The sequence below is a fragment of the Dickeya sp. CFBP 2040 genome (genome assembly GCF_012273755.1).
Taxonomy (GTDB): Bacteria; Pseudomonadota; Gammaproteobacteria; order Enterobacterales; family Enterobacteriaceae; genus Dickeya; species Dickeya poaceiphila.
The window spans coordinates 1-16276 of the sequence record NZ_JAAVXH010000087.1 but is presented as its reverse complement, the minus strand read 5'-3'; the positions used below and the strand labels follow the sequence as shown (position 1 = coordinate 16276).

Genomic DNA, 16276 nt, shown 5'->3' with positions numbered 1-16276 from the left:
TATGGACGAGAAAAGACTCACGCATTTAAAGCAGCTTGAAGCAGAAAGTATTCATATTATTCGTGAGGTGGCGGCGGAATTCAGCAATCCGGTGATGCTGTACTCCATCGGTAAAGACTCCTCCGTGATGCTGCATTTGGCTCGTAAAGCGTTTTTTCCTGGTACGCTGCCGTTCCCGCTGCTGCATGTGGATACTGGCTGGAAATTCCGCGAAATGTACCAATTCCGTGATCGGACCGCCAAAGCCTATGGCTGCGAATTGTTGGTGCATCGCAACCCGGAAGGGGTTGCGATGGGGATGAACCCGTTTGTGCACGGCAGTGCTAAGCATACCGACATCATGAAAACCGAAGGGTTGAAACAAGCGCTGGATAAGTACGGGTTTGACGCCGCGTTTGGCGGTGCCCGCCGTGACGAGGAAAAATCCCGCGCTAAAGAGCGTATCTATTCTTTCCGTGATCGCTTTCATCGCTGGGACCCAAAAAATCAGCGCCCGGAACTGTGGAATAACTATAACGGCCAGATTAACAAGGGTGAGAGCATCCGTGTGTTCCCGCTATCCAACTGGACCGAACTGGATATCTGGCAGTACATCTATCTGGAAAATATCGACATTGTGCCGCTGTATCTGGCAGCGGAGCGCCCGGTGCTGGAGCGCGACGGCATGTTGCTGATGGTGGACGACGACCGCATTGTTTTACAGCCGGGCGAGGCTATCTCACGGCGTATGGTGCGTTTTCGTACGCTCGGTTGTTGGCCGCTGACCGGCGCGGTGGAGTCACTGGCGCAGACGTTGCCGGAAATCATTGAAGAGATGCTGGTTTCAACCACCAGCGAGCGTCAGGGACGGGTGATTGACCGCGATCAGGCCGGTTCGATGGAACTGAAAAAGCGTCAAGGGTATTTCTGAGGAATCGTCACATGAATCATAGTATTGCAAAACAGATTGCCGATCAGGGCGGCGTTGAGGCTTATCTTCACGCACAGCAGAACAAAAGTCTGCTGCGCTTTCTGACCTGCGGCAGCGTTGACGATGGCAAGAGCACTCTGATTGGTCGGCTGCTGCACGATACGCGTCAGATCTACGAAGATCAGCTTTCCACACTGCATAACGACAGCAAGCGGCTTGGCACCCAGGGTGAAAAGCTGGATCTGGCGCTGTTGGTGGATGGCCTGCAAGCAGAGCGCGAGCAGGGTATTACCATTGATGTTGCCTACCGTTATTTTTCTACTGAAAAACGTAAATTCATTATCGCGGATACGCCGGGGCATGAGCAGTACACCCGTAATATGGCGACCGGCGCGTCTACCTGCGAACTGGCGATTCTGTTGATCGACGCCCGTAAAGGCGTGCTGGATCAGACCCGCCGCCATAGCTTTATCGCCACGCTGTTGGGTATTCGTCATCTGGTGGTGGCGGTCAATAAGATGGATCTGGTGGGATACCAACAGGCGGTTTTTGACCAGTTCAAACAAGATTATCTGGACTTTGCCAGTCAGTTGCCGACAGAGCTGGATATCACTTTTGTGCCGATTTCCGCACTGGATGGCGACAATGTTGCCACGCCAAGCCATACCATGAGTTGGTATCACGGCCCGACGCTGCTGGAGGTACTGGAAACAGTCAATGTTTCTTCGCGCGGTTTGAGCCAGCCCATGCGTTTCCCGGTGCAGTATGTCAACCGCCCGAATCTTGATTTTCGCGGTTATGCCGGTACGGTGGCATCTGGCGTAGTACGGGTCGGGCAGCGTGTGAAGGTGCTGCCTTCTGGCGTTGAGTCCAGCGTCAGTCGCATCGTCACCTTTGATTGCGACCTGCAACAGGCGCAGGCTGGCGAAGCCGTAACGTTGGTCTTGTCCAGCGACGTCGATATCAGCCGGGGTGATCTGGTGGTTTGTAGTGAGGAAACGCTCCAGCCGGTTCGCAACGCGAAGGTCGATGTGGTCTGGATGGCGGAGCAGCCGATGGTGCCGGGACAGAGCTACGATATTAAGATTGCGGGTAAGAAAACGCGTGCGCGCGTGGAGAACATCGACTATCAGGTGGAAATTAATACCCTGACTCAGCGGGTCGCTGAATCGCTGCCGCTTAACGGCATTGGTCTGGTGGAGCTTACCTTTGATGAACCACTGGTATTGGACAAATATCAGCAGAACGCGGTTACCGGCGGCATGATTTTTATTGATCGTCTGAGTAACGTGACGGTTGGTGCCGGACTGGTGCGTGAACCCGTCGAACAGCTTGTGCAGGAAACCGCTAATTATAGTGAGTTTGAACTGGAGCTGAATGCGTTGATTCGTCGTCACTTCCCGCATTGGGGTGCGCGCGACCTGCTGGGAGGAAAGTAACGTGACGCAAGCGCACTCCCTATCGGTCGATGAAAATGTGGTGTGGCATGACCATGCCATAGCCCGCGAAGATCGAGAACGCCAGCATGGGCACCGTGGCGTGGTGGTGTGGTTTACCGGGCTGTCCGGTTCAGGTAAGTCTACGCTGGCCGGGGCGCTGGAGCAGGCGTTGTTTGCCCGCGGCGTCAGCACCTATTTGCTTGATGGCGATAACGTCAGGCATGGTCTGTGCCGGGACTTGAGGTTCAGTGATGATGACCGGCGGGAGAACATCCGCCGGGTGGGAGAAGTCGCCCGTTTGATGGTCGATGCCGGGTTGGTTGTATTAACCGCCTTTATCTCTCCACACCGTGCTGAACGGCAGATGGTGCGGGAACGGCTTGGGCAAGGGCAGTTTCTTGAAGTTTTCGTTGATACGCCGCTGGCTATTTGTGAAGCCCGTGACCCCAAGGGATTGTACAGAAAAGCCCGTGCCGGTGAGTTGCGCAACTTCACTGGTATTGATGCAGTTTATGAGGCACCGGAACTGCCGGAATTACATCTGGATGGTCAACAATTGGTAACAAATTTAGTTGCCGAATTATTAGATATGCTGCATGGTCGAGCTATCATCTAAGCCTCAGCTAGCCCCTTCATCGGCGCGGTACAAACGTCTTTTTCCCGCTGCTGGTTTGTAGTGAAGGGGCATTTTCAGGCCCAATGTTTACCCAGTGCGGGGGTAAAGCAGGAACGATGATGCAGAGTGTGACGCCATTAGCTAATAGCAGAACACAAACTGGTTATGACGAAGAGGAAGATTCATCCCCTGGATCTTTCAGTCCGCTAGTGGGTGCGCTGGCTGGCTTTTGTTTTTACTGGCTGGCATTTTCCCTGCCATTTGTGTTTTATGGTCTGAACTCCACACTGTTGCTAATGCTCTACACCTGGCCTTTTTTTCTGGCGCTAATGCCCCTTTCGGTATTGATCGGTATGCTGTTTCGCGTGCTGTTGCCACACCATGTGGTGTGGATGATGGTATGCTGCGCTGTCACCATTCCAGGCGTGTTTTGGCTGGTATTCTTGCTCATTACCGGATGGTAGCCGTACCTCGCTATGTGTTGATTCTTGCGACACTGATTTCAGATTATTTTTAATTGAATCTATTTTTTATACGTTATTCGTGTTTTCCAACACAGCCTGGCCTGTGCCTGACTTTTCTTTGCCAAAGTAATGCTGTTGGTGAAGGTGGAGTCCTGACCAAAGTTATGGGATGATTAGGCGGCTTTTCAGGGGGCTGGATGGGAAAACTTTCGCTGTTATTGTTGATTATTCTCGGTTGGTTGCAATATTCGCTCTGGCTGGGGAAAAACGGTGTTCATGATTATGTGCGGGTGAAGGATGACGTGGCAGTACAACAGGCCAACAACGTCAAACTGAAATCCCGTAACGAACAGCTATTTGCGGAAATAGACGATCTCAACGGCGGTCAGGAAGCTATTGAGGAACGGGCGCGCAACGAATTGGGCATGACCAAACCCGGTGAAAGCTTTTATCGTTTGGTGGCCGATCAGGCGGATCGCCGTATTGGCGCAAGCGCGTCATCGACATCGTCGTCCTCAGCTTCTTCCACTCCATCATCGATGTCTCGTTAGGTATGTCTATTCTGAATCAGTCTTTGGCTGAGGTGGTTGCTGTCTTGCCGGCGGCGGGTAACGGCAGCCGGATGCAAAGCGACCGCCCCAAACAGTATCTTTCCATCGGCAGTAAAACCATTCTTGAACACACGGTCGCAGCGTTGCTGTGCCACCCGCGTATTCGGCGGGTGGTGATCGCTATCAGCGCCGATGATCCCTATTTCCCCACGTTGCCTCTGGCCGCCGATCCTCATATTCAGGTGGTGGTAGGCGGTAGTCAACGGGCTGACTCGGTGCTGGCTGGTCTGAAGCATGTGCAGCAGGCTGATTGGGTATTGGTGCATGACGCGGCACGACCCTGTTTACATCAGGATGATCTGGCGCGTTTGCTGACCTTGACCAGCCTGAGTGAGGTTGGCGGCATTTTGGCTGCGCCAGTGCGTGATACTATGAAACGAAGCCGTGATGGTGTGATTGACCATACGGTAGAGCGCGAAGCGTTATGGCACGCCCTGACACCGCAACTGTTCCCGCTGGCGCTGTTGCGGGGGTGTCTGGAGCGAGCATTGCGTGAGGGAGCAACCATTACCGACGAAGCGTCGGCGTTAGAATATTGCGGTTATCGACCGCAGATTGTCCCTGGGCGGGCAGACAATATTAAAGTCACACGTCCGGAAGATCTGGCGCTGGCGGAGTTTTACCTGACGCGTCAGCCGGATCATTATCAACACCAAAATAAAGGAGCCTGAGTGATGCGTATCGGTCACGGTTTTGACGTGCATAAGTTTGGCGGCGAAGGTCCGCTGGTGATCGGTGGAGTCCGTATTCCCTATGAGCGAGGCTTGCTGGCGCATTCCGATGGTGATGTTGTGCTTCATGCGGTTACCGACGCGCTGCTGGGGGCGGCGGCGATGGGCGATATCGGAAAACTGTTTCCCGATACCGACCCGGCTTACCGCGGTATCGACAGCCGCGAGCTGTTGCGTGAGGCCTGGCGGCGCATTACCGATAAAGGTTACCAACTGGGCAACCTTGATGTCACTATCATCGCTCAGGCACCGAAAATGGCGCCGCATATCCCGCAGATGCGCGTCAATATTGCCGAAGACCTGCAAGCGCACATGGATGACGTTAACGTGAAAGCGACCACGACGGAACAGTTAGGCTTTACGGGTCGTGGCGAAGGGATTGCCTGTGAAGCGGTGGTGCTGCTGGTGAAGAGTGATGTTGCTGGCGTGGTGGCATGGTAATGGCGCGTGAATCACTGTTTTGGTTACATGGTGAGCCTGTTGCTACGGGCGTGTTAAAGGCGTCGCCGGATGATTTTTTTGTCGCTGAAGATCTGGGATTTACCGCGGATGGCGATGGTGAACATGTGCTGGTGCACCTTCGCAAACGAAACTGCAATACGACGTTTGTGGCCGAGGCACTGGCGAAATTTGCCGGGATTCCGGCGCGTTCAGTCAGTTACGCCGGGTTGAAAGATCGTCATGCGGTAACCGAACAGTGGTTTTGTCTCCATTTGCCAGGCAAAGCGGAACCGGTATGGTCAGCATTGGCGCTTGAAGGGTGTGAAATTCTTGAAGCGCAGCGCCATCGACGTAAACTGCGTATTGGCGCGCTGCGAGGCAACCATTTTAGGCTGGTACTGCGTGAAATTAGTGACCGTGCCGAGGTCGAAACCCGTCTGGCGCTGATAGCGGCTGGAGGCGTGCCGAATTATTTTGGCAGCCAGCGTTTTGGCCGCGACGGCAATAATCTGGAACAAGCCCGGCGCTGGGCGAATGACGACATTCGGGTCAAGGATCGTAGCAAGCGCAGCTTCTACCTTTCCGCGGTTCGCAGTGAGTTATTTAATCTCATGACCAGCGCGCGTCTGGCGGCTTATGGCGCAACGCAGGTGTTGGCAGGTGATGCGTTGCAACTGACGGGCCGCGGTAGCTGGTTTGTGGCTCAGCCGCAAGAGCTGGCCGAGGTGCAATCGCGTGTGACGGCGGGTGAGTTGCAGATTACCGCCGCGTTGCCGGGGCAGGGGCAGCCAGGCGTGCAAGATCAGGCGCTGGCGTTCGAGCAACAATGCTTGCAGGAGCAGACGCTGCTGTTGTCATTGTTGAGCCGCGAACGGGTGGAAAGTGCCCGCCGCGCTATCATGCTGTATCCGCAAGAGATGCGCTGGTCATGGCTGGATGATGCCACGCTTGAATTACACTTTTGGCTGCCAGCAGGGTGTTTTGCCACCAGCGTGGTGCGCGAACTGTTGCTTGCTGTGCCGCAGGAAGATGCGTGGTCGGCCTGACAGTCGCTAAGTGTTCGGTTTCAGACGCTTGAGTTATTCTGACATAGACGGTCGGTTTTCTTTGCTATCGGAGGACGGAGCGAGTTGATGAAGTGTGCTAACGCTGGAGCTGGCAAGGGATGGTGAATAAACGCGTGCAAACGCTGCTGGTACAGCTGCGTCAGCAGGGAATTCAGGACGAACGCCTGTTGCAGGCTATGGCTTCGGTTCCCCGCGAACGCTTTGTTGACGAGGCGTTCGAGCACAAAGCCTATGATAACGTCGCCCTGCCGATAGGCTCCGGACAAACCATTTCTCAACCCTATACCGTAGCCAGAATGACCGAGTTGTTACGCTTGACGCCGGTGTCCCGTGTACTGGAAATTGGCACCGGGTCCGGTTATCAGACAGCAATTCTGGCGCATCTGGTGCGGCATGTGTTCTCGGTTGAGCGCATTAAGGGCCTACAATGGCAGGCAAAAAGACGCCTCAAACAACTGGATCTGCACAATATCTCCACCCGGCATGGCGACGGCTGGCAAGGCTGGGCATCCAAAGGGCCGTTCGATGCCATTATTGTCACGGCGGCACCACCGGAGATTCCTGGCGCACTGATGGCGCAACTGGATGAGGGCGGCATTATGGTGTTGCCGGTCGGTGAGCAGCAGCAAACATTACAGGTGGTTTTGCACCGCAATGGCGAATTTATCGTCCAGACGGTGGAAACGGTTCGGTTTGTTCCGCTGGTCAAAGGTGAACTGGCTTGATACCGTTGCACTCGCGGTAATGTATTCGCTGGTAAAACATCCGTCTTTAAAATTTCAATACAACTGTCTTATGGTGATAACGGATTGATATTGATAGGCTGTGTCCCGTCGTTGTCCGTGTATTAACCCTGTGGTACGGCATGACTGCCAGACAGATTCGGTGCGGTATCGCCTGTTTGCGTCAACGAAGAACATGAGCGGTGGTCGCTTTTTCTTTCCTTGTCCCGCATGATCGCCAGTTTTCATCAGGGGGCCTGAACGGCAATTAACGTCGGGACCGGACAGATTTCGTTATTTTTGGTTATAGGGGGAATTTGGCGCATGGGAAGCCAAATCGTGAACTGGCGTCAGATCGCTGTGTGTTCGGTTATTACTCTGGGATTGGCTGGTTGTGCAAACGACAATAATCAGGCAGCCCCGATCAGCAGCGTAGGAGATAACGGCGGGGTAAGCCGTTCGGGCAGTACGACCGCCTATTCTCCGCCGCCGCGCATTTCCAGCGTGGGCAGCGTGAACAATAACGTGAACAACACAACACAAATCGTTCCTTCGGCGGGTATTAGCCACCCAGTCAGTGAGGCGCAGATCACCAACCGCGAAGGCAAAATTGTCTATAACCGCAGTTATAACAGCATTCCCAAAGGGAGCTATACCGGCAATAACTACACCGTAAAGCGTGGAGACACGTTGTTCTATATCGCCTGGATTACGGGTAATGACTACCGCGAATTGGCGCAGCGCAACAATATTCAGGAGCCTTACAGCCTGAATGTCGGCCAGACGTTGAATCTCGGCAGTAATATGAATGCCGGAAGCAGTACGCAGGGCATGGCGATTGCCGGTACGCCGACGTCGACGACATCATCTGTGCCGGTAACGCCGGTGACAAGCAGTCCGTCCAGCAGCAGTGGTCACATGCTGCCTGAAAATGCCGCCAAAGCTTCTGGCGGCGGTCGTATGCTATCAGGTAATAATACGGCCAGCAGTAGCGGTCATATGTTGCCAGCGAATGCGGCCGCAGCTGGCGTTGTGTCGCCATCGTCTTCAGCACAAATGCAAACTACGCAGGTTGATTCTCAACCAACTAATGCGTATTCTGACGATTCGGGTAAACAGAATGCGGGCGGTAAGATGCTGCCTGCGGCAGGGGCGGCAGCTACGCTTCCAGCCACCGAACCGACGCAGACCAACACGGCAATTGCTAGTTGGCGTTGGCCTACAGATGGGAAAGTCATAGATAGTTTCTCAGCCTCAGAGGGGGGAAATAAAGGGATTGATATCGCCGGCTCACGTGGGCAATCCGTTGTCGCTACCGCATCCGGGCGCGTAGTGTATGCGGGTAATGCGTTACGCGGTTACGGTAATCTGATCATCATCAAACATAATGATGATTACCTGAGCGCCTATGCCCATAACGAAACCATGCTGGTCCGGGAACAACAAGAGGTAAAGGCGGGTCAACAAATCGCTACCATGGGTAGCACCGGAACCAGTTCAGTACGCTTGCATTTTGAAATTCGTTACAAGGGGAAATCCGTAAACCCGCTGCGTTTTCTTCCGCAGCGATAAATCGGGCAGAGTATTTCGGTATTCTGCCAAGGGATCACGGGTAGGAGCCACTTATGAGCCAAAATACGCTGAAAGTTAACGAGTTGCATGAAGATGCTGAATTTGATGAGAATGGAGTCGACGTTTTTGACGACAAAGCGCTGGCAGAGGAAGAAACCGTCGATAGCGATCTACTCGATGAGGAATTGCTCTCGCAAGGAACTGCACAGCGCGTGCTGGATGCCACTCAGCTCTATTTGGGAGAAATCGGCTACTCGCCTCTGCTGACCGCTGAAGAGGAAGTCTATTTTGCCCGCCGGGCGCTACGCGGCGATGTTTCTTCTCGCCGCCGTATGATCGAGAGTAACCTGCGGCTGGTGGTGAAGATCGCCCGTCGCTACAACAATCGAGGACTGGCGCTGCTGGACCTGATTGAAGAGGGGAACCTCGGTCTGATTCGCGCCGTTGAGAAATTTGACCCTGAACGTGGGTTCCGTTTTTCAACTTACGCCACCTGGTGGATCCGTCAGACCATTGAACGGGCCATCATGAACCAAACCCGCACCATCCGCTTACCTATCCATATCGTCAAAGAACTCAACGTATATCTGCGTACTGCACGTGAGCTGTCTCATAAGCTTGACCATGAGCCTAGTGCGGAGGAGATTGCTGAACGGTTGGATAAGCCGGTGGATGACGTTAACCGTATGCTGCGCCTTAATGAACGTATCACCTCGGTAGATACGCCACTGGGCGGAGATTCGGAAAAGGCGCTGCTGGATATTCTCGCCGACGAGAAAGACAATGGTCCGGAAGACACCACGCAGAATAACGATATGAAGCAGAATATTGTTAAGTGGTTGTTTGAACTGAATGCCAAACAGCGCGAAGTGCTGGCCCGCCGCTTTGGGCTACTAGGATATGAAGCGGCAACGCTGGAAGATGTTGGTCGTGAAATTGGATTAACCCGTGAACGGGTTCGTCAGATTCAGGTGGAAGGGTTGCGTCGCCTGCGCGAAATCCTGCAGGTACAAGGGTTGGACATCGAAGAACTGTTCCGCGAATAACACCTACAATAGTTAATATGGCACAAAAAAATGGTGGGTTGCCCCACCATTTTTTATATCTGCAATCGCTTCGTTTGTTATCGGGTACACTGAGACAGCAGGAACTCGACGATGTCGCCGGTCTTGATCATCTCTTTTTCGCCTTTACGGCGGTGCTTGTATTCAATTTCGTCGTTGTCGAGATTGCGATCGCCGATCACGATAGTGTGCGGAATACCAATCAGCTCCATGTCAGCAAACATGACGCCGGGACGCTCTTTACGATCATCCAGCAGTACATCAATGCCATTAGCACGTAATTGCTGATAGATGTTCTCGGCTACTTCCTGTACACGGAAGGACTTATGCATGTTCATCGGCAGAATGGCGACCTGGAACGGTGCAATAGCGTCAGGCCAGATAATACCGCGGTCATCATGGTTCTGTTCAATGGCGGCGGCAATGACGCGTGTGACACCAATGCCATAGCAACCCATCGTCAGGATTTGGTTGCGGCCATCTTCGCCCTGCACCGTTGCTTTTAACGCTTCGGAGTATTTGTTGCCCAGTTGGAAGATGTGACCTACTTCAATACCGCGCTTGATAAGCAGCGTACCTTTGCCGTCAGGGCTGCGATCACCTTCTACTACGTTGCGGATATCCGCAACCTGCGGCAGTGCAGCGTCGCGTTCCCAGTTGATGCCGAAGTAATGCTTACCATCAATGTTGGCACCGGCGCTGAAATCGCTCATGACCGCCACTGTTCGGTCAACGACAACCGGTAGTGGCAGATTTACCGGTCCCAGTGAACCTGGGCCTGCTTTCACAGCGGCACGGATTTCATCTTCGGTAGCAAAGGTCAACGGGCTGGCAACCTGCGTCAGTTTTTCCGCTTTGACTTCGTTTAGTTCGTGATCGCCACGTACCAGCAACGCAATCAGTTTATGGCCACTCTCTTCGCTCGCTTTCACCAGCAGGGTCTTAACGGTTTTTTCCATGGGCACGTTGAACTGTTCGACCAGCTCGGCGATGGTTTTGGCGTTAGGGGTATCCACCAGCGTCATGGCTTGAGTTGGTGTCGCACGGGTATTCTCCGGTGCGACAGCTTCAGCCAGCTCAATATTGGCGGCGTAATCCGACTCAGTGGAGAACACGATGTCATCTTCACCACTGCTGGCCAGCACCTGGAATTCGTGTGAGGCATTGCCGCCGATAGAACCGGTATCAGCCTGTACCGGACGAAAATCGAGGTCCATCCGGCTGAAAATCTTGCTGTAGGCCGCGTACATGGCATCGTAAGTGACCTGCAGCGATTCCTGAGTGGTATGGAACGAATAAGCATCCTTCATCAGGAACTCGCGGGCACGCATCACGCCAAAACGTGGGCGAACTTCGTCGCGGAATTTAGTCTGGATCTGGTAGAAATTCAGCGGTAACTGTTTGTAGGAGCTGATTTCGTTACGAATCAAGTCCGTGATAACTTCTTCATGCGTCGGGCCGAGCACAAACGGACGGTCACCACGGTCAACAAAGCGCAGTAATTCCGGACCATATTGTTCCCAACGGCCACTTTCCTGCCACAGGTCGGCGGGTTGAACCACCGGCATCGAAATTTCGATGGCACCGGCGTTGTTCATTTCCTCACGCACGATATTTTCGACTTTTTTTAGCACTCGTAATCCGGTTGGCAGCCAGGTATAGAGTCCGGAGGCCAGTTTACGAATCATCCCGGCACGCAGCATCAGCTGATGACTGATGACTTCGGCATCGGCGGGCGTCTCCTTCAGCGTGGAGAGCATGTATTGACTTGTACGCATGATGTTTTGAGTTCCGTCAGAACAAATAAATAGCATTAACCACAACGTGGTTCAGGCAGAAAAAGTGGTTTAGTTTACCAGTGTGGACGGCTCCCCAAAAGGCGCTGCCGCGTTTTTTAACCGGCATCAAGGCTGATGACTTCTGTTTGCCCATCAGTTACATGCCATTTGACATTAAATTCCAGCAACCGTGCGGCATAAATCTTGGAGTCATCTTCCCCTTTGCGGTAAGCCGGGCGGGGGTCTTGCGCTAACACTTGGGTAATAAAACGTCGCAAATGAGGGTGATTGTATTGCTGCTCAGCCAGTTGTTGCTCTGCTACCACGGAAAAATGAACGGGCATGTCGGCTTCTGGGGCTAACTGTGCAAAACCGGCGTGCGCCTGTGGCTGGCTTTCCGCAAACGGCAAATAGGGCTTGATATCGATGACGGGCGTGCCATCCACCAGGTCCAGACTCCCCAATTCCAGTATCACGCCATCTCGCGTTGTGCGTACCGCTTTGAGTTCAACCAGCGACATACCTATCGGGTTAGGGCGAAACGTTGAACGGGTAGCAAACACTCCGATGCGGGTATTACCGCCCAAACGAGGTGGCCTGACTGTTGGTCGCCAGCCTGCCGAGGCTGTCTGGTGGAAAATGAACAGCAACCACAGGTGGCTGAAGTTTTCGAGTCCGCGCACGGTTTCGGGTTGGTCATAGGGCGAGAGGAGATGTAACTCCCCGCCGCCATCCTTAATCAGACCGGGTTGCCGAGGGACGGCAAATTTTTCTTTGTAAGGCGAACGAATTACGCCGATCTGATTAAAGCAAAATTGGCTCATTGCGCGGAAACTTTCAGTGCGGTGCCCTGACAAACAGCCTGACGGTAACATCCTGCTGCGTTGCTGATGATCTGGCAATCATGCAATAGTACGGCATTGGCTTTCATTGTAGTGGCGCGAGTTTGCATCTTTCTACGAGCCGATGGAATGCTGGGAGGTGTATCCTGCGCGCTTGATTGACAGGATGAGCCGGATACTTCGCCCATATCACGGAACGGTTTGCCTACCAGTTCTTCAGCGCTTTTATACAGAACCGCAGGAGCCGGATGCGTGACCGGTTTTGGTTTCGGTGGCGCTTCCATTGCTGCCGCGGTTTGCGGTTGGGGTGCTGGTGCCGCGGGCTTGTGCAGCAAGGAACATCCTGTTAGCGACAGCGCCAACAGTAGAACAGGTACAGCACGCATAAATTTTCCTCTAGCTTGGATAAAGAGCGGTTATTGAAGCAAGCAATACAGAAAATAACAAGACGGGCCGATGCCCGTCTTTCATCACGTTTGTGCAAGAAAGTAAGTATTAACTTACCAGCCTTTCACTGCACCACCGTTAAATATTTTCTGCGCCGCCTGGTTTACTTCATCAGACTGGTAAGCTTTGACGAATTTTTTCACGTTTTCGGCGTCTTTGTTGTCTTCACGTGCAACCAGCAGGTTAACATACGGCGAGTCTTTTGCTTCCACGAACAAGCCGTCTTTGGTTGGGGTCAGGTTGATCTGGCTCGCGTAGGTGGTATTGATGATGGCCAGAGCAATCTGGTCGTCATCCAGAGAACGTGGCAATTGCGGGGCTTCCAGTTCGACCAGTTTCAGGTTTTTCGGGTTTTCAATCACATCCAGCGCGGTCGGTAACAGGCCAACATTGTCTTTCAGTTTGATCAATCCCACTTTCTGCAGCAGCAGTAGTGAACGGCCAAGGTTAGTTGGGTCGTTTGGCAGGGCGATTTGAGCGCCATTTTGCAGATCATTCAGTGATTTTATTTTTTTTGAGTAACCTGCGATCGGATACACAAAAGTGTTGCCGACAGACACCAGCTTGTAGCCGCGATCTTTGATCTGTTGGTCAAGATATGGTTTGTGTTGGAAGGCGTTCAGATCAATATCGCCTTTGCTCAGCGCTTCGTTCGGCAGCACGTAGTCATTAAAGGTAACCAGTTCAACATCCAGACCGTATTTTTCCTTGGCTACTTTCTGCGCGACTTCTGCCACCTGCTGTTCGGCGCCAACGATGACGCCGACTTTAATGTGGTTAGGGTTCTTTTGCTCCTGACCGCATCCCGCCAGTGCCAGCGCACCAATCAACGCACCAACCGCAGCGAGAGATTTCAATTTAATTGCCATTTTTTACCTCTGTTTAATGTTTTAACCTGCATCAAAGAATAGAAGAATAACAGACGCGATGATAATTCCCGTTATTTGTGGGTAACCGCGTGAACAGCCCTGTCACCAACGAATTGAATGAGATAAACCAGCACCACCAGCAGGACCAGGACGGTATTCATCACGGTAGCGTTATAGCCGACATAACCATACTGATAGCCGAGCTGCCCCAGACCACCGGCACCGACCGCACCGCCCATGGCTGAATAACCTACCAACGTAATCAAGGTAATCGTCGCGGCATTGAGCAGACCGGGCAGTGCTTCGGGGAGCAGAATCTTACGGATAATCTGCATCGGGGTAGCGCCCATCGCACGTGCCGCCTCAATCAATCCGGTTGGAATTTCCAGCAGGGCGTTTTCTACCATACGGGAGATAAACGGCGCTGCACCTACCGTCAACGGTACAATCGCAGCCTGTAAGCCAATCGCGGTTCCTACAATTATCCGTGTGAACGGAATCATCCACACTAATAAAATAATGAAGGGGATCGAACGGAAAATATTTACCAGAGCGGAAATACTGCGGTAGAGCTTGGGGTTGGCGATAATCTGCCCTGGCCGGGTGATGTACAAAAGCACGCCGATAGGCAAACCCAGCACAAAGCCGAAAAAGCCGGAAACGAAAGTCATAACTACGGTTTCCCATACGCCGCGGGCAAGCAACCAGATCATGGCTTCAGACATAACCCAATACCTCAATATTGACATGATGTTGCTGCAAAAATGCGATAGCTGCCTGAGTGTCGGTTTCCTGCCCGTGCATTTCGGCCAGCATGATGCCGAATTTAACGCCGCCGGCATAATCCATCTGCGCACTGATAATGTTGTTGTTGACGTTGAATTTCCGGGCCACTTCGGACAGTAACGGTGCGTCAACCGACTGACCGGTAAATTCCATTCGCAGCAGCGGCACGCTATCCTGACGAGGCGTCGTTGATAGCCGTTGCTGATAGTCATCTGGAATATCCAGATGTAGAGTGGACTGGATGAACTTCTGCGCCAGCGGCGTTTTCGGGTGTGAGAACACCTCGCTTACCGTATCTTGCTCAATCAGCTTTCCGTCACTGATAACTGCCACCTGGTCACAAATACGCTTGACCACATCCATCTCATGCGTAATCAGTAGAATGGTCAGGCCCAGTCGACGATTAATATCTTTCAGTAATTCAAGAATAGAACGCGTGGTGGCTGGGTCCAGCGCGCTGGTGGCCTCATCGCACAGCAATACTTTGGGATTGCTTGCCAGCGCACGAGCAATAGCAACGCGTTGTTTTTGCCCTCCAGACAGATTGGCTGGGTAGGCATCATACTTTTCGGCCAGTCCGACCAAATCCAGCAACTGATCCACTCGCTGCTTGATTTCAGATGCTGGCGTGTTATCCAGTTCTAACGGCAGCGCCACGTTGCCGAATACGGTACGTGAAGATAACAAATTGAAATGTTGGAAAATCATCCCGATTTGGCGGCGGGTACGCGTCAATTGGCTTCCCGACAGGCTCATCAGATCTTTCCCGTCGATAAGTACTTTCCCCTGAGTCGGTCTTTCCAGAAGATTCACGCAACGAATCAAGGTGCTTTTACCTGCGCCCGATGCGCCAATTACGCCATAAATCTGGCCAGCAGGAACACGTAATGTCACATCATCAAGCGCGGTGACGACGCGTTCCTTTTGCTGAAAAACCTTTGTAACATTAATCAGTTCAATCATAAGTTTTATCAAGAATGACGATGGCCGGATTAGGAGCCGTGATGTTCCGACCCAATGTGAAGGGGATGTTAAGGCGTCTAGACGTCTAAGTCAATCAAGATCCCGCAAGGATGGCATTCTCCCTTATGATGAAAACATGCAATACTAAGCACAATTTATGCCATCAGGAGCAAAGGTAAGTGGCGAATAGCGTTCCAGCAATTTTTCTCGACCGCGACGGTACTATTAATGTCGATCATGGCTATGTCCATGAAATCGATCAGTTTCAGTTTATTGATGGGGTGATTGATGCCCTGTATGAACTTAAAAAAATGGGCTTTGCCTTGGTGCTGGTAACTAACCAGTCGGGGATTGCCAGAGGCAAGTTTACTGAAGACCAGTTCATGCAGCTTACCGAATGGATGGACTGGTCACTGGCCGATCGTGGTGTTGATTTGGATGGTATCTATTATTGTCCGCATCACCCTGATGCCGGTGAAGGGGAGTACCGCCAACAATGTGACTGTCGTAAGCCTCAGCCTGGCATGTTCCTCTCCGCGCAGCGTCATCTGCATATTGATATGGCTGCTTCCTATATAGTAGGCGACAAAATGGAAGATATGCAGGCGGCACAGGCGGCAGGAGTGGGAACCAAAGTCCTGGTAAAAACGGGTAAGCCGGTAACTGAAGAAGGTGAAAAACTGGCTGATTGGGTAATTGATAGCCTGGTAGACCTGCCTAAGACGATAAAACAGCATGGAAAATAGCCGTAAGGGTGGAAAAACGTGCGAACGGAAAAAAAGATCGAAAAAGTGGTTGTGTAACCCGTTCGGATCCCTATAATGCGCATCCACTGACACGGCAACAGCGGCAACGCAGCGCGGTGTCAGGAAGAGAAAGCGAAAATAATCGTTGACTCTTCATGAGGAAAGCGTAGTATACGCCACCTCGCGACAGCAGGCTCGGGCCGGTCGC

18 protein-coding genes are annotated in these 16276 nt (G+C 52.6%); 12 read left to right on the top strand and 6 right to left on the bottom strand.

Translation table 11 applies throughout. From position 1 onward, the window contains the following. Position 1: 1 nt before the first annotated feature. The 11 genes from cysD to rpoS all read left to right on the top strand — a co-directional run bounded on the left by cysD (position 2) and on the right by rpoS (position 9619). On the top strand, positions 2-910 hold the full coding sequence (gene cysD / locus Dpoa2040_RS11855; RefSeq protein ID WP_042872458.1) for a sulfate adenylyltransferase subunit CysD: 909 nt from the start codon (positions 2-4) through the stop codon (positions 908-910). Positions 911-921: 11 nt separating this feature from the next. Further along, on the top strand, positions 922-2349 hold the full coding sequence (cysN, locus tag Dpoa2040_RS11850) for a sulfate adenylyltransferase subunit CysN (RefSeq protein WP_042872456.1): 1428 nt from the start codon (positions 922-924) through the stop codon (positions 2347-2349). Between the two features lies 1 nt (position 2350). Then, entirely contained in the window at positions 2351-2965 is a 615-nt protein-coding gene (cysC, locus tag Dpoa2040_RS11845) for an adenylyl-sulfate kinase (RefSeq protein WP_168641368.1), read from the top strand. Between the two features lie 119 nt (positions 2966-3084). After that, positions 3085-3429 carry a DUF3561 family protein gene (locus Dpoa2040_RS11840; RefSeq protein WP_042872452.1) on the top strand — a complete coding sequence of 115 codons (345 nt, stop codon included), beginning with the start codon at positions 3085-3087 and terminating at the stop codon, positions 3427-3429. Between the two features lie 197 nt (positions 3430-3626). Then, complete coding sequence (gene ftsB, locus Dpoa2040_RS11835; protein WP_042872450.1) at positions 3627-3980, top strand: cell division protein FtsB; 354 nt, start codon at positions 3627-3629, stop codon at positions 3978-3980. A gap of 2 nt (positions 3981-3982) precedes the next feature. Further along, on the top strand, positions 3983-4711 hold the full coding sequence (gene ispD, locus Dpoa2040_RS11830) for a 2-C-methyl-D-erythritol 4-phosphate cytidylyltransferase (RefSeq protein WP_042872448.1): 729 nt from the start codon (positions 3983-3985) through the stop codon (positions 4709-4711). Positions 4712-4714: 3 nt separating this feature from the next. Next, a complete protein-coding gene (gene ispF, locus Dpoa2040_RS11825) occupies positions 4715-5212 on the top strand; it encodes a 2-C-methyl-D-erythritol 2,4-cyclodiphosphate synthase (RefSeq protein WP_168641367.1) in 498 nt (165 codons plus the stop codon). Beyond that, positions 5206-6258, top strand: coding sequence for a tRNA pseudouridine(13) synthase TruD (gene truD, locus Dpoa2040_RS11820; protein ID WP_042872443.1), 1053 nt, complete (start codon positions 5206-5208; stop codon positions 6256-6258). Before ispF ends, truD begins: the two co-directional genes overlap by 7 nt. Positions 6259-6377: 119 nt before the next feature. Continuing rightward, positions 6378-7004: a protein-L-isoaspartate(D-aspartate) O-methyltransferase gene (locus Dpoa2040_RS11815; RefSeq protein ID WP_146411078.1), complete on the top strand. Its 627-nt coding sequence runs from the start codon at positions 6378-6380 to the stop codon at positions 7002-7004. A 321-nt stretch (positions 7005-7325) separates the two neighbouring features. After that, the gene (nlpD, locus tag Dpoa2040_RS11810) at positions 7326-8573 is read left to right on the top strand and encodes a murein hydrolase activator NlpD (protein WP_168641366.1); all 1248 of its coding nucleotides are present in this window, start codon (positions 7326-7328) and stop codon (positions 8571-8573) included. A gap of 53 nt (positions 8574-8626) precedes the next feature. Then, the gene (gene rpoS, locus Dpoa2040_RS11805; protein WP_168641365.1) at positions 8627-9619 is read left to right on the top strand and encodes an RNA polymerase sigma factor RpoS; all 993 of its coding nucleotides are present in this window, start codon (positions 8627-8629) and stop codon (positions 9617-9619) included. 77 nt (positions 9620-9696) lie between these two features. Here the strand turns inward: rpoS and proS are convergent, their stop codons facing one another. From proS to metN, 6 genes are all read right to left on the bottom strand, one after another. After that, the gene (proS, locus tag Dpoa2040_RS11800) at positions 9697-11415 is read right to left on the bottom strand and encodes a proline--tRNA ligase (protein ID WP_168641364.1); all 1719 of its coding nucleotides are present in this window, start codon (positions 11413-11415) and stop codon (positions 9697-9699) included. Between the two features lie 116 nt (positions 11416-11531). Continuing rightward, on the bottom strand, positions 11532-12239 hold the full coding sequence (gene tsaA / locus Dpoa2040_RS11795) for a tRNA (N6-threonylcarbamoyladenosine(37)-N6)-methyltransferase TrmO (protein WP_042872433.1): 708 nt from the start codon (positions 12237-12239) through the stop codon (positions 11532-11534). Next, positions 12236-12643, bottom strand: a complete 408-nt coding sequence (rcsF, locus tag Dpoa2040_RS11790) for an Rcs stress response system protein RcsF (protein WP_042872431.1) — start codon at positions 12641-12643, stop codon at positions 12236-12238. The genes tsaA and rcsF overlap by 4 nt, the downstream gene beginning before the upstream one ends. A 114-nt stretch (positions 12644-12757) precedes the next feature. Beyond that, positions 12758-13573 (bottom strand): MetQ/NlpA family lipoprotein, encoded by an 816-nt coding sequence (locus Dpoa2040_RS11785; protein WP_042872429.1) that lies wholly within the window; start codon positions 13571-13573, stop codon positions 12758-12760. 71 nt (positions 13574-13644) lie between these two features. Then, positions 13645-14298, bottom strand: coding sequence for a methionine ABC transporter permease MetI (locus Dpoa2040_RS11780; protein WP_168641363.1), 654 nt, complete (start codon positions 14296-14298; stop codon positions 13645-13647). Then, complete coding sequence (gene metN, locus Dpoa2040_RS11775; protein ID WP_168641362.1) at positions 14291-15322, bottom strand: methionine ABC transporter ATP-binding protein MetN; 1032 nt, start codon at positions 15320-15322, stop codon at positions 14291-14293. The genes Dpoa2040_RS11780 and metN overlap by 8 nt, the downstream gene beginning before the upstream one ends. A gap of 179 nt (positions 15323-15501) precedes the next feature. On the opposite strand from metN, the gene gmhB reads away from it, so the two are divergent. After that, positions 15502-16068 carry a D-glycero-beta-D-manno-heptose 1,7-bisphosphate 7-phosphatase gene (gene gmhB, locus Dpoa2040_RS11770; RefSeq protein WP_042872420.1) on the top strand — a complete coding sequence of 189 codons (567 nt, stop codon included), beginning with the start codon at positions 15502-15504 and terminating at the stop codon, positions 16066-16068. Positions 16069-16276 lie beyond the last annotated feature (208 nt).

Coding starts and splice junctions, on each gene's coding strand:
- cysD (WP_042872458.1), top strand. CDS start 2: ATGGACGAGAAAAGACTCACGCATTTAAAGCAGCTTGAAGCAGAAAGT.
- cysN (WP_042872456.1), top strand. CDS start 922: ATGAATCATAGTATTGCAAAACAGATTGCCGATCAGGGCGGCGTTGAG.
- Dpoa2040_RS11840 (WP_042872452.1), top strand. CDS start 3,085: ATGCAGAGTGTGACGCCATTAGCTAATAGCAGAACACAAACTGGTTAT.
- ftsB (WP_042872450.1), top strand. CDS start 3,627: ATGGGAAAACTTTCGCTGTTATTGTTGATTATTCTCGGTTGGTTGCAA.
- ispD (WP_042872448.1), top strand. CDS start 3,983: ATGTCTATTCTGAATCAGTCTTTGGCTGAGGTGGTTGCTGTCTTGCCG.
- ispF (WP_168641367.1), top strand. CDS start 4,715: ATGCGTATCGGTCACGGTTTTGACGTGCATAAGTTTGGCGGCGAAGGT.
- truD (WP_042872443.1), top strand. CDS start 5,206: ATGGTAATGGCGCGTGAATCACTGTTTTGGTTACATGGTGAGCCTGTT.
- Dpoa2040_RS11815 (WP_146411078.1), top strand. CDS start 6,378: ATGGTGAATAAACGCGTGCAAACGCTGCTGGTACAGCTGCGTCAGCAG.
- nlpD (WP_168641366.1), top strand. CDS start 7,326: ATGGGAAGCCAAATCGTGAACTGGCGTCAGATCGCTGTGTGTTCGGTT.
- rpoS (WP_168641365.1), top strand. CDS start 8,627: ATGAGCCAAAATACGCTGAAAGTTAACGAGTTGCATGAAGATGCTGAA.
- proS (WP_168641364.1), bottom strand. CDS start 11,415: ATGCGTACAAGTCAATACATGCTCTCCACGCTGAAGGAGACGCCCGCC.
- tsaA (WP_042872433.1), bottom strand. CDS start 12,239: ATGAGCCAATTTTGCTTTAATCAGATCGGCGTAATTCGTTCGCCTTAC.
- rcsF (WP_042872431.1), bottom strand. CDS start 12,643: ATGCGTGCTGTACCTGTTCTACTGTTGGCGCTGTCGCTAACAGGATGT.
- Dpoa2040_RS11785 (WP_042872429.1), bottom strand. CDS start 13,573: ATGGCAATTAAATTGAAATCTCTCGCTGCGGTTGGTGCGTTGATTGGT.
- Dpoa2040_RS11780 (WP_168641363.1), bottom strand. CDS start 14,298: ATGTCTGAAGCCATGATCTGGTTGCTTGCCCGCGGCGTATGGGAAACC.
- metN (WP_168641362.1), bottom strand. CDS start 15,322: ATGATTGAACTGATTAATGTTACAAAGGTTTTTCAGCAAAAGGAACGC.